We start from the raw sequence: 17,044 nt of genomic DNA, 5'->3' as shown, positions 1-17,044 counted from the left end.
TAGCCGTTAATAAAAAACCCGCAGACGAGTGATCGTCTGCGGGTTTTTTTGTGTCCTTGAAATCGTCATCGCGGGCAAGCCCGCTCCCACAGGGATCTCTAGTGAACACGGATTTTTCGTTCCACAGAGAACCACTGTGGGAGCGGGCTTGCCCGCGATGGCGCCGGTACAGGCGACTCAAACCTTGGCGGGATACTCGCGGTGCATCTGCCCCAGCAGCGCATCCTTGTCATTCCACAGCTGATTGATCCAACCCTGAAACTCGAGCCGATACACACCGTCCTGGTCGTAGTTTTTGCCGACGAACTGCGGTGGAATCTTCAGCTCCTGAAAGTGCACCACTACATCCTTCACGTTCCCACAGAGCAAATCCCAATAGCCCGGACGCCCAGCCGGATAGTGGATCGTCACGTTGACGATGGCTTCCAGCTGATCGCCCATGGCATCCAGCACGAAGGCAATGCCACCCGCTTTCGGCTTGAGCAGGTAGCGGAACGGTGAACTCTGCTGTACGTGCTTGCCCTCGGTGAAGCGTGTGCCTTCGACGAAGTTGAAAATCCCCACCGGGTTATTGCGGAACTTGTCGCAGGTCTTCCGAGTGGTCTCCAGGTCTTTGCCTTTCTTCTCTGGATGCTTTTCCAGATAGGCCTTGGAGTAACGCTTCATGAATGGAAAACCGAGCGCCCACCACGCCAGACCAATTACCGGTACCCAGATCAGTTGCTGTTTGAGGAAGAACTTCAGCGGACGAATGCGACGGTTGAGCACGTACTGCAACACCATGATGTCGACCCAGCTCTGGTGGTTGCTGGTGATCAGGTACGAGTGTTGATAGTCCAGGCCTTCCAGCCCGCTGAGCTGCCAGCGCGTGTGCCCAAGCAGGTCCATCCAGGCCTTGTTGTTGCTGATCCAGGTTTCGTGGATATGGCTCATCAACCAGTCGGTGAAACGCTGGGCGGCGGGGAAGGGCAGCAGCAGTTTGAAGATCGCCACCACGAACAGCGGCGTGCAGCAGACAATCGTGTTCAGCGCCAACAACAGCGAGGCGATCACGCCGCGCAGGGGGGCAGGTAGAAAATCCAGCATTTAAACATCCATAGGTCGGTTGGCAGCTTGAATCGCGGTCAACGCGATGGTGTAGACGATGTCGTCAACCTGCGCGCCGCGCGGCAGGTCGTTCACCGGTTTGCGCAGGCCTTGCAGCATCGGCCCGAGGCTGACGCAGTCGGCGCTGCGCTGCACGGCTTTGTGGGTGGTATTGCCGGTGTTCAGGTCGGGGAACACGAACACCGTGGCACGCCCGGCCACCTGACTGTTCGGCGCCAGTTGCCTGGCCACGGTTTCGTTGGCGGCGGCGTCGTACTGTAACGGGCCGTCGATCAACAGCGAGTTTTGCTGTTCGTGGGCGAGCAATGTGGCCTCGCGAACCTTCTCGACTTCTTCACCGCTGGCCGATTCACCGCTGGAGTAGCTGATCATCGCCACGCGCGGAATGATGCCGAACGCCGCCGCCGAATCGGCGCTTTGCAAGGCGATCTCGGCCAGTTCGCTGGCGCTCGGGTGCGGGTTCATCACGCAGTCGCCGTAAACCAGCACTTCTTCCGGAAACAGCATGAAGAACACCGATGACACCAGCGTGCAGCCCGGCGCGGTCTTGATCAGTTGCAGGGCCGGGCGGATGGTGTTGGCGGTGGAGTGAATAACTCCGGACACCAGCCCGTCGACTTCATCCAGCGCCAGCATCATGGTGCCGATCACCACGGTGTCTTCCAGTTGTTGCTCGGCCATCGGTGCGTTGAGGCTTTTAGTCTTGCGCAGCGCAACCATAGGCTCGACGTAACGCTCACGGATCAGGTCCGGGTCGAGGATTTCCAGCCCTGGTGGCAACTCGATGCCTTGGGCGCGGGCCACGGCTTCAACGTCCGCCGGTTTGGCCAGCAACACGCAACGGGCAATGCCGCGCGCCTGACAGATCGCCGCGGCCTGCACGGTCAACGGCTCGCTGCCTTCGGGCAACACGATGCGTTTGTTGGCGGCCTGGGCGCGCTGGATCAGTTGATAGCGGAACACCGCTGGCGACAGGCGCATTTCCCGTGGCGTGCCGCAGCGCTGGTGCAGCCAGTTGGCGTCGAGGTGGCTGGCGACGAAATCGGTGATGATCTCCGCACGTTCGCGGTCGTCGATCGGGATTTCCTTGTTCAAACCGTTTAACTGGTTGGCGGTGTCGTAGGAACCGGTGCTCACCGACAACACCGGCAAGCCGGCCTGCAAGGCACCACGGCACAGATCCATGATCCGCGGGTCGGGCAGGGTGTCGCTGGTCAGCAACAGGCCGGCCAGAGGCACGCCGTTCATCGCCGCGAGGCTGACCGCGAGGATGATGTCGTCGCGATCGCCGGGGGTTACCACCAGCACACCGGGTTTGAGCAGCTCCACAGTGTTGCGCACGGTGCGGGCGCAGATGATGATGTTGGTCATGCGCCGGGTTTCATAGTCGCCGGCGTTGAGCACCTGAGCGCCCATCAGATCGGCCACGTCGCGGGTGCGCGGTGCGTTCAGTTCCGGTTGGAACGGGATGCAGCCGAGTAAGCGGAAATCGCCACTGCGCAGCAACGGCGAGTGTTCCTTCAGGCGCGAGGCGAAGGCCTCCATGCTCTCGTCGGTCTTGACCTTGTTGAGGATCACGCCCAGGACTTTCGGGTCTTTCGGCCCGCCGAACAATTGCGCCTGCAACTCCACCCGGCCGGACAATTCGGTCAGCACTTCGTTTTCCGGTGCCGAGACCAGAATCACGTCGGCGTCCAGGCTCTTGGCCAAATGCAGGTTGACCCGCGCTGCGTAACTGGCGCTGCGGGTCGGGACCATGCCTTCGACGATCAGCACGTCCTTGCCGACAGCGGCTTGCTGATAAAGGGTGATGATTTCTTCGAGCAGTTCGTCCAGCTGACCGTCGCCGAGCATCCGCTCGACGTGGGCCAGGCCCAGTGGCTGAGGCGGTTTCAAACCGTGGGTGCGGGCCACCAGTTCGGTGGAGCGTTCAGGTCCTGTGTCACCCGGATGCGGCTGGGCAATCGGTTTGAAAAAGCCGACTTTGAGACCGGCCCGCTCAAGCGTACGCACCAGCCCGAGGCTGATGGAGGTCAGACCCACACCAAAATCGGTGGGTGCGATAAAAAAAGTTTGCATGCGGATTCTCTGGAAGTGCATGTGGGCAGCCGTGGCCGCCAGGTGATCATCTATATCTGACGATCTACCGAAATTCAGTCGTCAAGGTTATCGCTAACCGAGCCTTGTGCGCACCATCCACAATCAAAGGGTTGGCCTATTTTTTCATTGCGCAGCGAAGGGGCCAGCACCCAGGCCCGGGATTGCCACGGGGGTTGGTGCCGCAGGTGTTGGGTATGGCCGCAGGAAAGCTCGGCTACCCAGTGCCCTTCCTCGTCCTGATGAAAGCCGGTGATGAGCGAAACTTTCGTCACACCCCGTCTGTCCGGGTTGTGTTCGCTTTCGGGCGATTGCTTCGCTAAACTTGGTCTTTCTATATTCTTATGCAAAAGGTCTCGCCCCATGCTGATCGCCGCCAATAAGGCTGTCTCCATCGACTATACCCTGACCAACGACGCCGGTGAGGTCATCGACAGCTCCGCCGGCGGCGCGCCGCTGGTCTACCTGCAAGGCGCAGGTAACATCATCCCGGGCCTGGAAAAGGCACTGGAAGGTAAAGCAGTCGGTGACGAACTGACTGTCGCCGTAGAACCTGAAGATGCCTACGGCGAATACGCTGCCGAACTGGTCAGCACCCTGAGCCGCAGCATGTTCGAAGGCGTCGACGAGCTCGAAGTGGGCATGCAGTTCCACGCTTCCGCTCCGGACGGCCAGATGCAGATCGTCACCATTCGCGATCTGGACGGCGACGATGTCACCGTTGATGGCAACCACCCGTTGGCCGGTCAGCGCCTGAATTTCCAGGTCAAGATCATCGACATCCGTGACGCCAGCCAGGAAGAAATCGCTCATGGTCACGTCCATGGCGAAGGTGGCCATCACCACTGATTTTCTGCGCTAAGCTTTCGAGATCTGGAGAGGCGCCCGAGGGCGCCTTTTTAGTCCGCGGCTGTCCTTGATGGCACCGCCAAGTGGCTGTTTCGAGAAGAACACGGGAATTTGGAGTTCGTCATGAGTGCTTTTCACGAGCTTAAACTGACAGCCCTGGATGGTCAGGAGCTACCTCTGGCGCCCTTCAAGGGGCGTGTCGTGCTGGTGGTCAACGTCGCCTCCAAATGTGGTTTGACCCCACAGTACGCGGCGCTGGAAAACCTCTACCAGCAATACAAGGACAAGGGTTTCAGTGTGCTGGGCTTGCCATGCAACCAGTTTGCCGGGCAGGAACCGGGCACCGAGCAGGAGATCCAGGCATTCTGCAGCCTCAACTATGGCGTGACCTTTCCGTTGTCCAGCAAGCTGGAAGTCAACGGTCACGATCGTCATCAGCTGTACCGTCTGCTGGCGGGCGAGGGTGCTGAATTTCCCGGTGACATTACCTGGAACTTCGAAAAATTCCTGCTGGGCAAGGATGGTCGCGTGCTGGCGCGGTTCTCGCCTCGAACGGCGCCGGATGATCATGCTGTCATCCAGGCGATCGAAAAAGCGCTGAGCTAAAAAAGAAAGATCAAAAGATCGCAGCCTTCGGCAGCTCCTACGGGTGTACACATTCCCCTGCAGGAGCTGCCGAAGGCTGCGATCTTTTCGTTTCTAAATCTTTTAATCCTTAATCACCCAAATCAATAGTGCTGTTCAAGGCTTGGTACTCTCCATATTATCGCCGTCATAAAGTCTATATGCCGTGGAGCGTCCCATGCCTGTCAAAGCCCTGTTCAAGCCTTTTCACCTCGGCGCTCTCCAATTGCCGACCCGCGTCGTCATGGCGCCGATGACCCGCTCGTTTTCGCCGGGCGGCGTGCCCAATTCCAAAGTGATCGAGTACTACCGTCGTCGCGCCGCCGCCGGGGTTGGGCTGATCATCACCGAAGGCACCACTGTCGGTCACAAGGCCTCCAACGGCTATCCGAACGTGCCGCACTTCTACGGTGAAGCGGCATTGGCCGGCTGGAAGAAAGTCGTCGACGCAGTGCATGCCGAAGGCGGCAAGATCGTTCCGCAACTCTGGCATGTGGGCAGCGTGCGCCGCATCGGCACCGAGCCGGACGCCAGCGTGCCGGGTTACGGTCCGTCGGAAAAATTGAAGGACGGTCAGGTCGTGGTTCACGGCATGACCAAGGAAGATATCCAGGACGTGATTGCCGCGTTCGCCCAAGCCGCCAAGGATGCTCAGAGCATCGGCATGGACGGTGTGGAAATCCACGGTGCCCACGGCTATCTGGTGGACCAGTTCTTCTGGGAAGGCAGCAATCAGCGCACTGACGAATACGGTGGCAGCCTGGCCAATCGCTCGCGCTTTGCCATCGAATTGATTGAGGCGGTGCGTGCAGCGGTCGGTGAGGATTTTCCGATCATCTTCCGTTTCTCCCAATGGAAGCAGCAGGACTACACCGCGCGCTTGGTACAAACTCCGGAAGCCTTGGGTGAGTTCCTCAAGCCACTGTCCGACGCCGGCGTGGACATTTTCCACTGCTCGACGCGGCGTTTCTGGGAGCCTGAGTTTGACGGTTCCGAGCTGAACCTGGCCGGCTGGACTCGCAAGCTCACCGGCAAGCCAACTATCACCGTCGGCAGCGTCGGCCTGGACGGCGAGTTCCTGCAATTCATGGTCAACACCGACAAGATCGCCCAACCGGCCAGCCTGGAAAAGTTGCTGGAGCGTTTGAACAACGATGAGTTCGATCTGGTGGCAGTGGGTCGTGCGTTGCTGGTGGACCCGGACTGGGCGCAGAAAGTGCGGGACGGACGTGAGGAAGACATCCTGCCGTTTAGCCGTGAAGCGTTGATGACGTTGGTTTAAGTAGCGTCTGGAAGGGCCCCATCGCGGGCAAGCCCGCTCCCACAGTGTTCTGCGTCACACACAAATCCTGTGGGAGCGGGCTCGCCCGCGATGATGGCCTCAAGGTCAGCAAAGATTCAGGGTAATGTCTGAGCATTAGGAACCACCTGCTCCCCCACACAAGCCCCGCGCAACTGCCCCTCAAACTGCTCGATAATCGCCGCCCAGCCCTGACGACTCGCATGCTGGCGCGCATTCAGGCGCACGCAGCGCAAGGTTTCGCGCTCCTCCAGCAGCCAACGTGCCGCATCGCAGAACGCCTCTTCATCCCCAGGCATGGCCAGTACGCCGTTGTAGCCATGGCGAATATGCTGGGCCGCCGCGGCCTGATCGTACGCCACCACCCCAAGCCCCGAGGCCAATGCCTCAAGCACCACATTGCCGAAGGTTTCGGTCAGGCTCGGAAACAGAAACACATCCCCCGACGCATAGTGACTGGCCAAGGCTTCGCCGCGTTGTGAACCGCAGAAAATCGCTTCGGGCAATTCCTTCTCCAGCATCGATCGTTGCGGCCCGTCACCGACCACAATCAATTTCATTTTTCGCTGTGGATAAGTCATTTTCAGCGTGTCGAAGCACCGCTTGAGCAAGCCAAGATTCTTCTCCTGGGCCAAACGTCCTACGTGGATGAAGGCAATATCATCCTCGGCCAGCCCCCATTGCTCGCGCAGCGGCTTCAGCCGTTTGGCCGGATGAAACAACTGGCTGTCGACGCCTCGAGAGAGCAGCGCCAGGCGCTCGAAACTGCGGCGTTCCAGTTCCAGTCGCTGGCTGGCGCTGGGCACCAGGGTCAGGGTCGAGCGATTGTGAAACCAGCGCAGGTAGTGAGTCAGCAATCGTGTCAGCAGCCCGAGGCCGTATTGGCTGGAGTACTGCTGAAAATTGGTATGAAAGCCGCTGACCACCGAAATCCCCAAGCGCCGTGCCGCGCGCAATGCCGACAACCCCAGCGGTCCTTCGGTGGCGATGTACAACACATCCGGGCGATGCCGTTTCCAGCGCCGCAGCAACTTGTGCATCGACGACTGACCCCATTGCAGGCCGGGATAACCCGGCAGCGGCCAGCCTCGACACAACAGCAACTCATCGTTGTTACCCATGAGTGGGTCGCCACCCTGACGTGGCCGCACCAGCTCGACCTGATGCCCGCGCGCGCGCAAACCCTCGAACAAGCGGCCAAGGGTATTGGCAACGCCGTTGATTTCCGGAGGGAAGGTTTCGGTGATCAGGGTGATATGCAGAGTTGTCGTCATGACCTCAGTGTCGGCTGAGGCCATGTCGTCATTGTGACGGTGGGATGATGGATTTGTGACGCGATCAGCGGCGTTCCGGCACCAGATTTTCCGCGCCACGTTCACGCACCCAGAACAACGTCGCCCCAGCCACTGCCGCCGGCATCATCAGAATATTGACCACCGGAATCAGCAACACCAGATACACCATTCCGCCAAAACTCATGCTCTGCCAGCGCTTCTGGCGCAGCCAGGCGAGCATTTCGTTCCAGCCGAGTTTGTGGTTATCCGCCGGGTAGTCGATGTACTGGATCGCCATCATCCATACCCCGAACAACAGCCATAGCGGCGCGGCGATGATGTTGACCACCGGGATGAACGACAGGATGAACAGCCCGATGGCCCTGGGCAGGAAGTAGCCGAGTTTGCGCATTTCCCGGGACAGGGTGCGCGGGATCATGGCGATCAGTTCGCCCCAGCTGAAGGCCGGGAAGTCGTCGGTGCCGCGTACCACCACTTCGACTTTCTCCGCCAGGAAGCCATTGAATGGCGCGGCGATAACGTTGGCCAGCATGGTGAAGGTGAAGAACACCATCAACACCACCAACACGACGAATATCGGCCAGAGGATGTAGCTGAGGAAGCTCAGCCAATCGGGCAGGGACGGCATCAGCGTATCGACCCACATACTGAACTGATGGCCGGCCAGATAGATCAATCCGACGAACAGCACCAGGTTGATTGCCAGCGGCAATAACACGAACAAGCGCAGGCTGGGGCTCAGGACCAGCTTGAGGCCCTCGCGCAGGTATTGCGGGCCAGACAGAACGGGGGCGGGCATAACGTGCTCCGAGCAAAGGGTAAACGCGCCGACCTTACCGGCTTTGCCTGACAGGCGAAAGCGCGGTAGCGGCATCGACATTAACTGTAACAAAGGCGTCTATAAATTCACTGCAATGGGATAGAGACCGCCTATGAGCTGGATTGTTAAACCGTATTTCCTTAATCTTCGCCCCCTCGATACGCTGCACCCATTCTTTTACAGGACTGTCGAGCCCAAGCCTTCCCCAAGTGCTTTCAACGGTCCTTTTTTATTCCCGCCGGCAATCCGGCGTTCCGCGCCCAGTGTTTCGGGCCGGTCAACAGGAGCAGGTCATGTCTGAAGTTCGTCATTCGCGAGTGATTATTCTCGGTTCCGGCCCTGCCGGTTACAGCGCCGCGGTTTATGCGGCTCGTGCCAACCTCAAGCCACTGCTGATCACTGGCATGCAGGCTGGCGGTCAACTGACCACCACCACCGAAGTCGACAACTGGCCGGGCGACGTCCACGGCCTGACCGGCCCGGCGCTGATGGAGCGGATGAAAGAGCACGCCGAGCGCTTTGAAACCGAGATCGTATTCGATCACATCAATGCCGTGGACTTCGCCGCCAAGCCATACACCTTGATTGGCGACAGCGCGACTTACACCTGCGACGCACTGATCATCGCTACCGGCGCCAGCGCCCGCTACCTGGGCCTGCCGTCGGAAGAAACGTTCATGGGCAAAGGCGTTTCGGCCTGCGCCACCTGCGACGGTTTCTTCTATCGCAACAAGCCAGTAGCTGTGGTCGGTGGCGGTAATACGGCTGTGGAAGAAGCCCTGTACCTGGCCAACATCGCCAGCACCGTAACCTTGATCCATCGTCGCGAAACTTTCCGCGCCGAGAAGATCCTGATCGACAAGCTGAATGCCCGGGTTGCCGAAGGCAAGATCATCCTGAAGCTGAACTCGACCCTGGACGAAGTGCTGGGCGACAACATGGGCGTGACCGGTGCCCGCCTGAAGAACAACGACGGCAGCTTCGACGAGTTGAAAGTCGACGGCGTGTTCATCGCCATCGGCCACACCCCGAACACTTCGTTGTTCGAAGGTCAGCTGACGTTGAAAGACGGCTACCTGGTTGTGCAGGGCGGCCGTGATGGCAACGCCACTGCGACCAACCTTGAAGGCATCTTCGCCGCCGGTGACGTGGCTGACCACGTTTACCGTCAAGCCATCACCTCGGCTGGCGCCGGCTGCATGGCGGCACTGGATGCCGAGCGCTACCTCGATGATCTGCAGAACGCAAAGTTCTGAGATCGTTGAAATAAAAAAACCGGCCTCGGCCGGTTTTTTTTCGCCTTCAGAAAAATGCAGTAAACCTGTGGGAGCGGCGGTGCGGCGATCCGACTTGCCCGCGATGGCGGTGGATCAGGCGACATTAATGTTGAATGATAAATCGCTATCGCGGGCAAGTCGGATCGCCGCACCGCCGCTCCCACAGGATCTGCGTCGACTTAACTGTTCAAACCAATTTCGCCAGGCACGCTTCAAGAATATCCAGCCCTTCCTCCAGCACGGCGGCCTCAGTGGTCAATGGCGCCAGCAGACGAATGATGTGTCGCGACTTGCCGCTGGGCATCAGCAGCAAGCCCGAATCGCGCGCGAGAGCCAGCAGTTGTGTCAGTTGCGCCGAGGCCGGTGTGCCGTCGGCATTAATCAGCTCGATGCCGCGCATTGCCCCGACGCCGGTCAAGCGACCCAGATACGGTGACAGTTCACGGGCTCGCCAGGATTCGTAGCGGCTGACAATCGCTTCTTCCTGTTGCGCGCCCCAAGTGTGCAGATGCACGTCAGTCATTTCGACCAGGGTCGCCAACGCAGCGGAGCAGGCGATGGGGTTGCCCGAGTAGGTGCCGCCCAATCCGCCCTTGGGCAAGTTATCGAGTAGCGACTTACGCCCGACAACCGCACCCAGCGGCACGCCGCCGGCAATGCTTTTGCCGAGCAGGATCAGGTCCGGTTCAATGCCCAATCGCGAGAACGCAAACCGCTGGCCGGTACGACCGAAGCCGGACTGGATTTCATCGGCGATCAGCAGGATGCCTTTGTCATCACAGAAACGTCGCAGCACTTGGGCGAATTCCACGTCCATCGCCAGGAAGCCCGCTTCGCCCTGCACCGGTTCGACGATAAAACAGGCCACGTCATCAACGTCGATCTCAACGCTGAACAGTCGCTCCATGGCCTTCAGGGCCTCGGCGCAGGTCACATCGTTGTCTTTGCTGGGGAAGGGCAGGTGGAACACCGGCCCTGGTAGCACACCGACTTTCTGCTTGTACGGCGCGACTTTGCCGTTGAGGTTGAGGGTGGCGAGTGTGCGCCCGTGGAAGGCGCCGTCGAAGGCGATGACTGCCGTGCGACCGGTGGCGCCACGGACGATCTTCAGCGCGTTTTCCGCCGCTTCCGCACCGCTGTTGGTGAGCATGCCGCTGACCGGGTAATCCACCGGAATAAACGCCGTCAGGTGATCCATCAGTTCGAGATAAGGCACATGCGGGGCGGCGTTGAACGCGTAGTGGGTCAGCCGGGTGGCTTGTTCGCGAATGGCCTCGACGATGCGCGGATGGCAATGGCCGAGGTTCAGTACGCCGATGCCGCCGACGAAGTCGATGTAGCGTTTGCCATCGGTGTCCCAGACCTCGGCATTTTTACCGTAGCTGAGCGTGACGGGATGAACGATGTTGATTGACCGACTGATGTTTTCGCTGCTCATGGATACCGGACTCAGAAGAAGGGATGCTTCTTTTTATCTAAGCCGCGAGCAGAGGTGCCCGGCAAACGAAATAAAGTTACCGGGTCAATATTAAAAGTCGGGATGTGCCCCGATCGATGGCGACGCATAATCTGTGGCGAGGGAGCTTGCTCCCGTTGGACTGCGCAGCGGTCCCCTTCTTTATTAAGATAAGCAGGGTCGCTTCGCGACCCAACGGGAGCAAGCTCCCTCGCCATAGGCGGGCTTCAGTCAGCGGCGAGTCAGCGGCTGCTGAGTGAACTTCACACCGGCCAAGCCATGGGCGATCAACGCGCGGATATTGCCGTGGTCGCTGCCTTCAGGCGTGGCCACTACCGAGCGGTAATGCTCGCCAAATGCCAACAGCGCTTCTTCATCGCTCAGACCTTCCAGCAATGCCAGACCCAGGGTCTTGCACGAACCTTCGTTCTGTCCGGCGGCGTTTTCCACACCACCGTTATTGAACGCCTGGGGCTGATAGTCGTAACCGGTGGCAATGAATGCCAAGGTATCGGCGAAAGCGTGTTCGCCGCTCTTGAGGCTGGCGCGCAGGGTGTTCAAATCACTCATTGGGTTTTCCTTTGGCGAACGCCGCTTGCTGGTCGGCGCTGGCTTCTTTCTGGTATTGGGCTTTCCACTCGGCGTACGGCATGCCGTAAACCACTTCGCGGGCTTCGTCGAGGCTGACGTCGATCTGGCGTTCGTCGGCAGCGGCCTTGTACCACTTGGACAGGCAGTTGCGGCAGAAACCCGAGAGGTTCATCAGGTCGATGTTCTGCACGTCCTTGCGGCTGTCCAGGTGGGCAACCAGCCGGCGAAAGGCGGCGGCTTCAAGTTCCAGGCGTTGTTGATCGTTCATGATGGGCTCTGTGCAATCAAATCGTGGCGCGGATGATAAAAGCCTGGCGACCGATGCGCCAGACGCGATCAGCGGCTCGCGGCCAGGGTAATCGATACCGATTCGGCGAAACGCAAGGCGTGGGGCTTGTCGACTTCGACTTCGGCGTACAGCACCGACTCGTTGACCATGACCAGATCCAGCACCTCCTGGGTCAAGCGTTCGAGCAGGGCAAAGCGATTGCCCTCCACATGAGCAATGATCGCCTTGGTGATGGTGCGGTAATTCAACGCGTGATCGATATCGTTGTCACGCACTGCATCCTGGGCGGCGTACAGAATGGTCAGGTTGATCAGCACATCCTGCTTGTTGAGGATTTCGTCCTCGTTGATCCCGATAAAAGTTCGCAAACACAGGTCCTTGACCCGGATGCGTGCCATTCCTGGTTGAAGTTGTGGCATTGCTACTTGCTCCGTCCAATCAATTGCAGGAACTCCTGGCGGGTATTACTCGACTCGCGGAAGGCGCCGAGCATCACCGAGGTGTTCATGGTCGAATTCTGTTTTTCGACGCCGCGCATCATCATGCACATGTGCTGGGCTTCGATGACCACCGCGACACCGGCGGCGTCGGTCACTTGCTGCACGGCGTCGGCGATTTGCCGGGTGAGGTTTTCCTGGATTTGCAGTCGGCGGGCAAACATATCCACAAGCCGCGCAATCTTCGACAGGCCCAGCACCTTGCCCGTTGGAATATAAGCCACATGAGCCTTGCCGATGAAGGGCAGCATGTGATGTTCACAGAGCGAGTACAGCTCGATGTTGTCGACGATGATCATTTCATCGTTGTCTGAGGCAAACAGCGCGCCGTTGACGATTTCTTCGACACTTTGTTCGTAACCATGACACAGGTATTGCATCGCCTTGGCGGCACGCACCGGGGTGTCTTGCAGTCCTTCGCGGTCGGGGTTTTCACCGAGACCGATGAGGATTTCGCGATAGCTCTGGGACAGGGATAACGTCATGGAACATCCTCGCGGGGGCCGCTTATTTGACGTGCCGTCCGCCGTTGACGGTCAGGGTCGTGCCGGTGACATAAGGGTTGTCGAGCAAATAGCGCAGGCTCTGGTAGATCACTTCACTGCCGGGCTCGATGCCCAGTGCCGATTTGGCCAGAACCCTGGCGCGGTACGCCGCGTCATCGTCGGGATTGAACAGTAGCAGGGCTGGCGCGATACCGTTGACCTTGATGCCGGGCGCGTATTTCGCGGCAAAGGACAGGGTCAGGCTGTCGAGCCCGGCTTTGCTGGCGCAGTAGCCGATGTGCTTGCTGCTGCCTCTGCGGGTCACATCATCGCTAATGTGCACGATGTCGGCGGGGCTCGAGCGTTTGAGCAAATCGGCACAGTGCAGGTTGATCAGGTAAGGCGCCAGCATATGCACGCTGAACATTTGGGTGAAGGCTGCGGCTTCGGTGCCCGGGGTTTCGGTCAGCCATTCGGAGGCGTTATGGACAATCGCCCGCAAACTGTCGGTGTGGTTTTTCAGTTCGCCGATGAACGCAAGGATTCCGGTCTCGCTGGAAAAATCCGCAAACACCGCGATCGCTCCCAGATCGCGCAGGGCTTGCACACCAGGCCGTTCGCTGCGGTAGCTGAAAATGACCGGATGGCCGTCTTCGAGCAAACGCTGCGCACAGTGCAGGCCGACACGCTGGCCGGCACCGGTGATGAGGATTGGGGCTGCGGTAGAGGTCATGAACGGCTCGCGTCGCGGTAAGAGCAAAACTATACCAGCGACGAGAGTTGTTCACCTATTGTGGGAGCGGGCTTGCTCGCGAAGGCGGACTGACAGTCAGCAACGATGTCGACTGTTACACCACCTTCGCGAGCAAGCCCGCTCCCACAAGGGGGATCAGCGATGCTGGGTTGAGGGGGCGGCGGGCAACGGACGCGCAGATGGGGTGTGCAGCCACCCGGCCAGCAGACGAGTCGACAGCGGAATGAAGAAATACACCATCAATGGCGTCAGGCACAGGGTGCTGACAAACACGCGGGTCAGCAAACTCGTTTCAACCAATAGCGGCCCGATGACAAAGTTGAACAACAGGGACACCGGAAAGAACGCCAGCCAGATGGCCACAGCCTGTTTCCAGCGTGGCGGACGTTGACCGGCAGCGCCGAACCAGCCTTCGATGCCACTGACTCGATGCTCCGTAGGATGGGCAAACAGATCACTGCCGCGTCCCAGCCAGGCAGTGCGCGACGCGGAATGCTCCCAGGCGTGCATGGTCTGCTCGTCGGCGAAGCGAAAGATAATCTGGAATTCGTCATCGTCGGGCGGTGGAGCGAGCACACCAGAGCCGAGGTAACCGGGGAAGTCGGTGGCCAGTTGTTCGCCTTCGCGCAACCAGGCCATCAGGTCCTGATAACGCCCATCGGCAACGCGGCGCGCAACCATCAGTGTGACGGGTGAGGTAGACATTATGTATCTCCATAGGGCAAACGCGTCGCTCCGGATAAGAGCTTCGCCAGACACAGCGCCGGGGTAGTGGGCTGCGTCTTGGGACAAGCAAGGATTATTCCTGATTCTGTCTGGGACGTCTGTTCCAATTAGTTCAACAACGTGTTGATCACAACTGGGGCAGGAGCGTTAGAATATGTCCAAATATTACATGGACGTAGATCCTGATGGCTGTGCTGACAGACCTTGCACCTGACTTGCCCCCCATCACCTCCTTGATTCGAGAAGAATTGTTTCCGATTCGTGAGGTCGCGCGCCTGACGGGGGTCAACCCGGTCACGCTACGCGCATGGGAGCGGCGGTACGGTCTGATACAGCCCACGCGCACCGAAAGTGGGCACCGTTTGTATTCGATGACCGATATCGAGCGTGTTCGCAGCATCCTTGGCTGGATAGAACGCGGTGTCGCGGTCAGCAAGGTCGGCAAGATACTGGCCAAGACCGAACCGCTCAAGGTGCTGGCGCAGGTCATTCCCAACGAACTCGTTCAAGCCGACTACGGCCAATGGCAGCAGCAGGTCAAGGCGGCGGTGAGTGCTTTTGACGAAGTTCAACTGGAGCAAGTCTACGGTCAGATTTTTTCCAGTTACCCGCTGACGGTGGTGTTTCAGGACATTCTGATTCCGGTCTGGAAGCTATTGGTCCAACGCCATGAAGCATTCGGTCAGACCAGCGAGTGGCTTTTTCTGGATGGTTTTCTGCGTTCTCGAGTGTTGCAACGCCTGCTGCTGGTACGTGTCATGCAACCGCGACGAGTGATTGTCTGCGCCTTGGCCGACCAATGTCATGAACTCGAAGTGCTGGTCACTGCGCTGTATCTGAGCGGTGTCGATTCGGCTATTCAGTTGTTGGCGATTGGCCAGCCCTTCGACGAATTGATCCTGGTTTGCGAGAAGATCAAGCCCCAGGCATTGGTGCTGGTTTCCAATCACGCGCCGGCCGGCGAATTGCCTCGACGTTTGAAACGCTTGGCCATGAGCCTGGATTGCCAGGTGTTGTTGGCCGGGGATGCATCGGACCTGGCACAGGAGAGCCTGGCCGGATCCTCGATCGGTTGCCTGGGAAACGAGGGGGTGTTGATGCGCCAGCGTCTGAAACAGTTCCTGGCGGGAAACCTCGATACCTGAGATTCAGATATGCAGGGCAGGATGAGTCAGACGATGCTGCTGAAGGATGTACTGACGCAGACGTTCGGTTTCGTCCGTGTCGCTCTGGCTCAACTCATAGGCGTAGAAACCCTGCTCGGTTTCACGCTCGAAGGTGCCGCGCAACGCAATCCGCTCATAACCTGACGGGCTGAACCACAACGCGAAGTGCTTTGGCGCCTTGGTCTTGTTGCGAACCTCCAGCAGAACCCCTTTGAACGATATTTCATGCACCCACATCGTGCCGGGTTGGCCCTTGGCATTTTCCAGCGCCACTGGCTCTTCGAGCGCCAGACGCCATGGCCGAATCATCGGCCCGTCTTCATAGATGCTGGGGACGCCGAGGCGTAGATGCATTGCGTGAAATTCATCTTCCACCAAGTGCAGGGGGAAGGTCATTTGCTGATTTTCGAAATTGGCCTGGATGGTGACTTGTTCATGAGCGGCCAGGCGTGTGAGCAAATCACGAATCTGCGAACCACCGTTGACGAGCAAGCTCGACGTCGCATCCCGCACATTGAGTTGCGGGTTGTGTTGCATGTTCTGGATAAAATCCAGCTCATCCTGCGTCAGGAGTGCGTCGCGCTGCATGATTTGCTCGAAAGAAATAATTACAAAGTCATCGGTGATTGTAGTAAATGACCACTAATTCGCAGATTGGTTTGAGCCGTTCGTCGTTTTGAGTGCAACAATTTCTGCCTGTGCCTCGGCCAATTGCGTTTCCAGCTGCACGACTCGCTGCTGTGCCTTGACCTGAACCGTGACGTCTTTCTGCACCCCAACGAAATAGGTCTGTCCGTCGTGCGGGTTTTTTACCGTGGAAAGCGACAGTTCGTTCCAGAACGGGGTGCCGTCCTTGCGGTAATTTCTGAGGATTTCCCGGCAAGAGCCGCCACTGCCCAACGCCTGCCGAATCAAGGTGAGGGCTGCTTGATCCCGGTCTCCTGCCTGCAAAAAACGGCAATCCTGATAGAGGATTTCTTCGCTGGTATAGCCCGTCAGGCGTTCGAACGCCGGGTTGACGTAAATCAGGATGTTGTCCTGTTCGCCTTCCTTTTCGGCAATCACGATACCGTCGTTGGAGGCGTCGATCACCATTTGCAGCAGTGAGGCATTGATCATCGCAGAGTCCTTTGCGTATGGATTGATACGCTGCATTCTAAAAGATCAATGAAGGCCGTGCTGTTAGTATCTCGTACTTTTATTTAGATTCAGGACCAGATTGATGAAAGTCGCCATCCTTTCCGGCTCGGTGTACGGCACGGCTGAAGAAGTCGCCCGCCACGCTGCAAGCATTTTGAACGCCGCCGGTTTTGAAACCTGGCACAACCCGCGCGCCACACTCGCCGATGTTCAGGCGTTTGGCCCTCAAGCGTTTCTGGCGGTGACCTCGACCACCGGCATGGGCGAGTTGCCGGACAATCTGCAGCCGTTGTATTTCGCCATCCGCGATCAATTGCCCGCCGCCTGGCGTGGCTTGCCGGGCGCGGTGATCGGATTGGGCGACGCCAGTTATGGCGATACGTTCTGCGGCGGCGGTGAGCAAATGCGTGAATTGTTCGGCGAACTGGGTGTGCGTGAAGTCCTGCCGATGCTGCGTCTGGACGCCAGCGAAACCGTGACGCCAGAAACCGACGCCGAGCCTTGGTTGGCGGAACTGGTCAGCGTTTTGCGGGGCTGAGCGGCCGCTCGCGCCTTTATTGGCGGCAGTGCT

20 protein-coding genes are annotated in these 17,044 nt (G+C 58.8%); 6 read left to right on the top strand and 14 right to left on the bottom strand.

What is annotated here, in order from left to right; translation table 11 throughout:
- Positions 1 to 177: 177 nt before the first annotated feature.
- From ACZ3HH_RS21855 to ACZ3HH_RS21845, 3 genes are all read right to left on the bottom strand, one after another.
- Positions 178 to 1,086 carry an acyltransferase gene (locus ACZ3HH_RS21855; RefSeq protein WP_465807590.1) on the bottom strand — a complete coding sequence of 303 codons (909 nt, stop codon included), beginning with the start codon at positions 1,084 to 1,086 and terminating at the stop codon, positions 178 to 180.
- The gene (gene pta, locus ACZ3HH_RS21850) at positions 1,087 to 3,186 is read right to left on the bottom strand and encodes a phosphate acetyltransferase (RefSeq protein WP_465807588.1); all 2,100 of its coding nucleotides are present in this window, start codon (positions 3,184 to 3,186) and stop codon (positions 1,087 to 1,089) included. It lies immediately after the preceding gene.
- A 74-nt stretch (positions 3,187 to 3,260) separates the two neighbouring features.
- Complete coding sequence (locus ACZ3HH_RS21845) at positions 3,261 to 3,599, bottom strand: DUF3565 domain-containing protein (protein WP_465807586.1); 339 nt, start codon at positions 3,597 to 3,599, stop codon at positions 3,261 to 3,263.
- On the opposite strand from ACZ3HH_RS21845, the gene ACZ3HH_RS21840 reads away from it, so the two are divergent.
- The 3 genes from ACZ3HH_RS21840 (at position 3,568) to ACZ3HH_RS21830 (ending at position 5,959) form a co-directional block, all read left to right on the top strand.
- Positions 3,568 to 4,053, top strand: coding sequence for an FKBP-type peptidyl-prolyl cis-trans isomerase (locus ACZ3HH_RS21840; protein WP_007901600.1), 486 nt, complete (start codon positions 3,568 to 3,570; stop codon positions 4,051 to 4,053). The two genes, ACZ3HH_RS21845 and ACZ3HH_RS21840, sit on opposite strands and share 32 nt — an antisense overlap.
- Positions 4,054 to 4,176: 123 nt before the next feature.
- Positions 4,177 to 4,659, top strand: a complete 483-nt coding sequence (locus tag ACZ3HH_RS21835) for a glutathione peroxidase (RefSeq protein ID WP_465807583.1) — start codon at positions 4,177 to 4,179, stop codon at positions 4,657 to 4,659.
- A gap of 196 nt (positions 4,660 to 4,855) precedes the next feature.
- Entirely contained in the window at positions 4,856 to 5,959 is a 1,104-nt protein-coding gene (locus tag ACZ3HH_RS21830; protein WP_465807581.1) for an NADH:flavin oxidoreductase, read from the top strand.
- 116 nt (positions 5,960 to 6,075) lie between these two features.
- On the opposite strand, the gene ACZ3HH_RS21825 is transcribed toward ACZ3HH_RS21830, so the two are convergent.
- The gene (locus tag ACZ3HH_RS21825) at positions 6,076 to 7,275 is read right to left on the bottom strand and encodes a glycosyltransferase family 4 protein (protein WP_465807579.1); all 1,200 of its coding nucleotides are present in this window, start codon (positions 7,273 to 7,275) and stop codon (positions 6,076 to 6,078) included.
- A gap of 40 nt (positions 7,276 to 7,315) precedes the next feature.
- Positions 7,316 to 8,071, bottom strand: coding sequence for a sulfate transporter CysZ (gene cysZ / locus ACZ3HH_RS21820; RefSeq protein ID WP_465807577.1), 756 nt, complete (start codon positions 8,069 to 8,071; stop codon positions 7,316 to 7,318).
- Between the two features lie 314 nt (positions 8,072 to 8,385).
- On the opposite strand from cysZ, the gene trxB reads away from it, so the two are divergent.
- The gene (gene trxB, locus ACZ3HH_RS21815; protein WP_465807575.1) at positions 8,386 to 9,348 is read left to right on the top strand and encodes a thioredoxin-disulfide reductase; all 963 of its coding nucleotides are present in this window, start codon (positions 8,386 to 8,388) and stop codon (positions 9,346 to 9,348) included.
- A 208-nt stretch (positions 9,349 to 9,556) separates the two neighbouring features.
- Here trxB and ACZ3HH_RS21810 read toward each other — a convergent pair whose 3' ends face one another.
- The 7 genes from ACZ3HH_RS21810 to ACZ3HH_RS21780 form a co-directional block, all read right to left on the bottom strand.
- On the bottom strand, positions 9,557 to 10,807 hold the full coding sequence (locus ACZ3HH_RS21810) for a 2-aminoadipate transaminase (protein ID WP_465807573.1): 1,251 nt from the start codon (positions 10,805 to 10,807) through the stop codon (positions 9,557 to 9,559).
- Positions 10,808 to 11,056: 249 nt separating this feature from the next.
- Positions 11,057 to 11,395, bottom strand: a complete 339-nt coding sequence (locus ACZ3HH_RS21805; protein ID WP_465807571.1) for a HopJ type III effector protein — start codon at positions 11,393 to 11,395, stop codon at positions 11,057 to 11,059.
- Complete coding sequence (locus ACZ3HH_RS21800; protein WP_018927179.1) at positions 11,388 to 11,684, bottom strand: DUF1244 domain-containing protein; 297 nt, start codon at positions 11,682 to 11,684, stop codon at positions 11,388 to 11,390. Before ACZ3HH_RS21800 ends, ACZ3HH_RS21805 begins: the two co-directional genes overlap by 8 nt.
- Positions 11,685 to 11,752: 68 nt before the next feature.
- A complete protein-coding gene (gene folX, locus ACZ3HH_RS21795) occupies positions 11,753 to 12,124 on the bottom strand; it encodes a dihydroneopterin triphosphate 2'-epimerase (protein WP_367374202.1) in 372 nt (123 codons plus the stop codon).
- A 2-nt stretch (positions 12,125 to 12,126) separates the two neighbouring features.
- Positions 12,127 to 12,687 carry a GTP cyclohydrolase I FolE gene (gene folE / locus ACZ3HH_RS21790; protein WP_465807567.1) on the bottom strand — a complete coding sequence of 187 codons (561 nt, stop codon included), beginning with the start codon at positions 12,685 to 12,687 and terminating at the stop codon, positions 12,127 to 12,129.
- 22 nt (positions 12,688 to 12,709) lie between these two features.
- Positions 12,710 to 13,420: a dihydromonapterin reductase gene (folM, locus tag ACZ3HH_RS21785; protein WP_465807565.1), complete on the bottom strand. Its 711-nt coding sequence runs from the start codon at positions 13,418 to 13,420 to the stop codon at positions 12,710 to 12,712.
- A gap of 156 nt (positions 13,421 to 13,576) precedes the next feature.
- Positions 13,577 to 14,146, bottom strand: coding sequence for an antibiotic biosynthesis monooxygenase (locus ACZ3HH_RS21780; RefSeq protein WP_465807563.1), 570 nt, complete (start codon positions 14,144 to 14,146; stop codon positions 13,577 to 13,579).
- Between the two features lie 206 nt (positions 14,147 to 14,352).
- Between ACZ3HH_RS21780 and ACZ3HH_RS21775 the strand changes: the two genes are divergently transcribed.
- Entirely contained in the window at positions 14,353 to 15,312 is a 960-nt protein-coding gene (locus ACZ3HH_RS21775) for a MerR family transcriptional regulator (RefSeq protein ID WP_465807561.1), read from the top strand.
- A 3-nt stretch (positions 15,313 to 15,315) separates the two neighbouring features.
- Here the strand turns inward: ACZ3HH_RS21775 and ACZ3HH_RS21770 are convergent, their stop codons facing one another.
- Positions 15,316 to 15,921, bottom strand: a complete 606-nt coding sequence (locus ACZ3HH_RS21770; RefSeq protein ID WP_038978999.1) for a hypothetical protein — start codon at positions 15,919 to 15,921, stop codon at positions 15,316 to 15,318.
- A gap of 54 nt (positions 15,922 to 15,975) precedes the next feature.
- On the bottom strand, positions 15,976 to 16,452 hold the full coding sequence (locus ACZ3HH_RS21765) for a PAS domain-containing protein (RefSeq protein WP_465807869.1): 477 nt from the start codon (positions 16,450 to 16,452) through the stop codon (positions 15,976 to 15,978).
- 103 nt (positions 16,453 to 16,555) lie between these two features.
- On the opposite strand from ACZ3HH_RS21765, the gene ACZ3HH_RS21760 reads away from it, so the two are divergent.
- Positions 16,556 to 17,011, top strand: a complete 456-nt coding sequence (locus ACZ3HH_RS21760) for a flavodoxin (protein ID WP_465807559.1) — start codon at positions 16,556 to 16,558, stop codon at positions 17,009 to 17,011.
- The last annotated feature ends 33 nt before the right edge of the window (positions 17,012 to 17,044 follow it).

The sequence above is a fragment of the Pseudomonas sp. PME37.24/025 genome, from assembly GCF_055556615.1.
The sequence above is the reverse complement of the archived record's forward strand: the minus strand, read 5'-3'. Positions and strand labels throughout refer to the sequence as shown.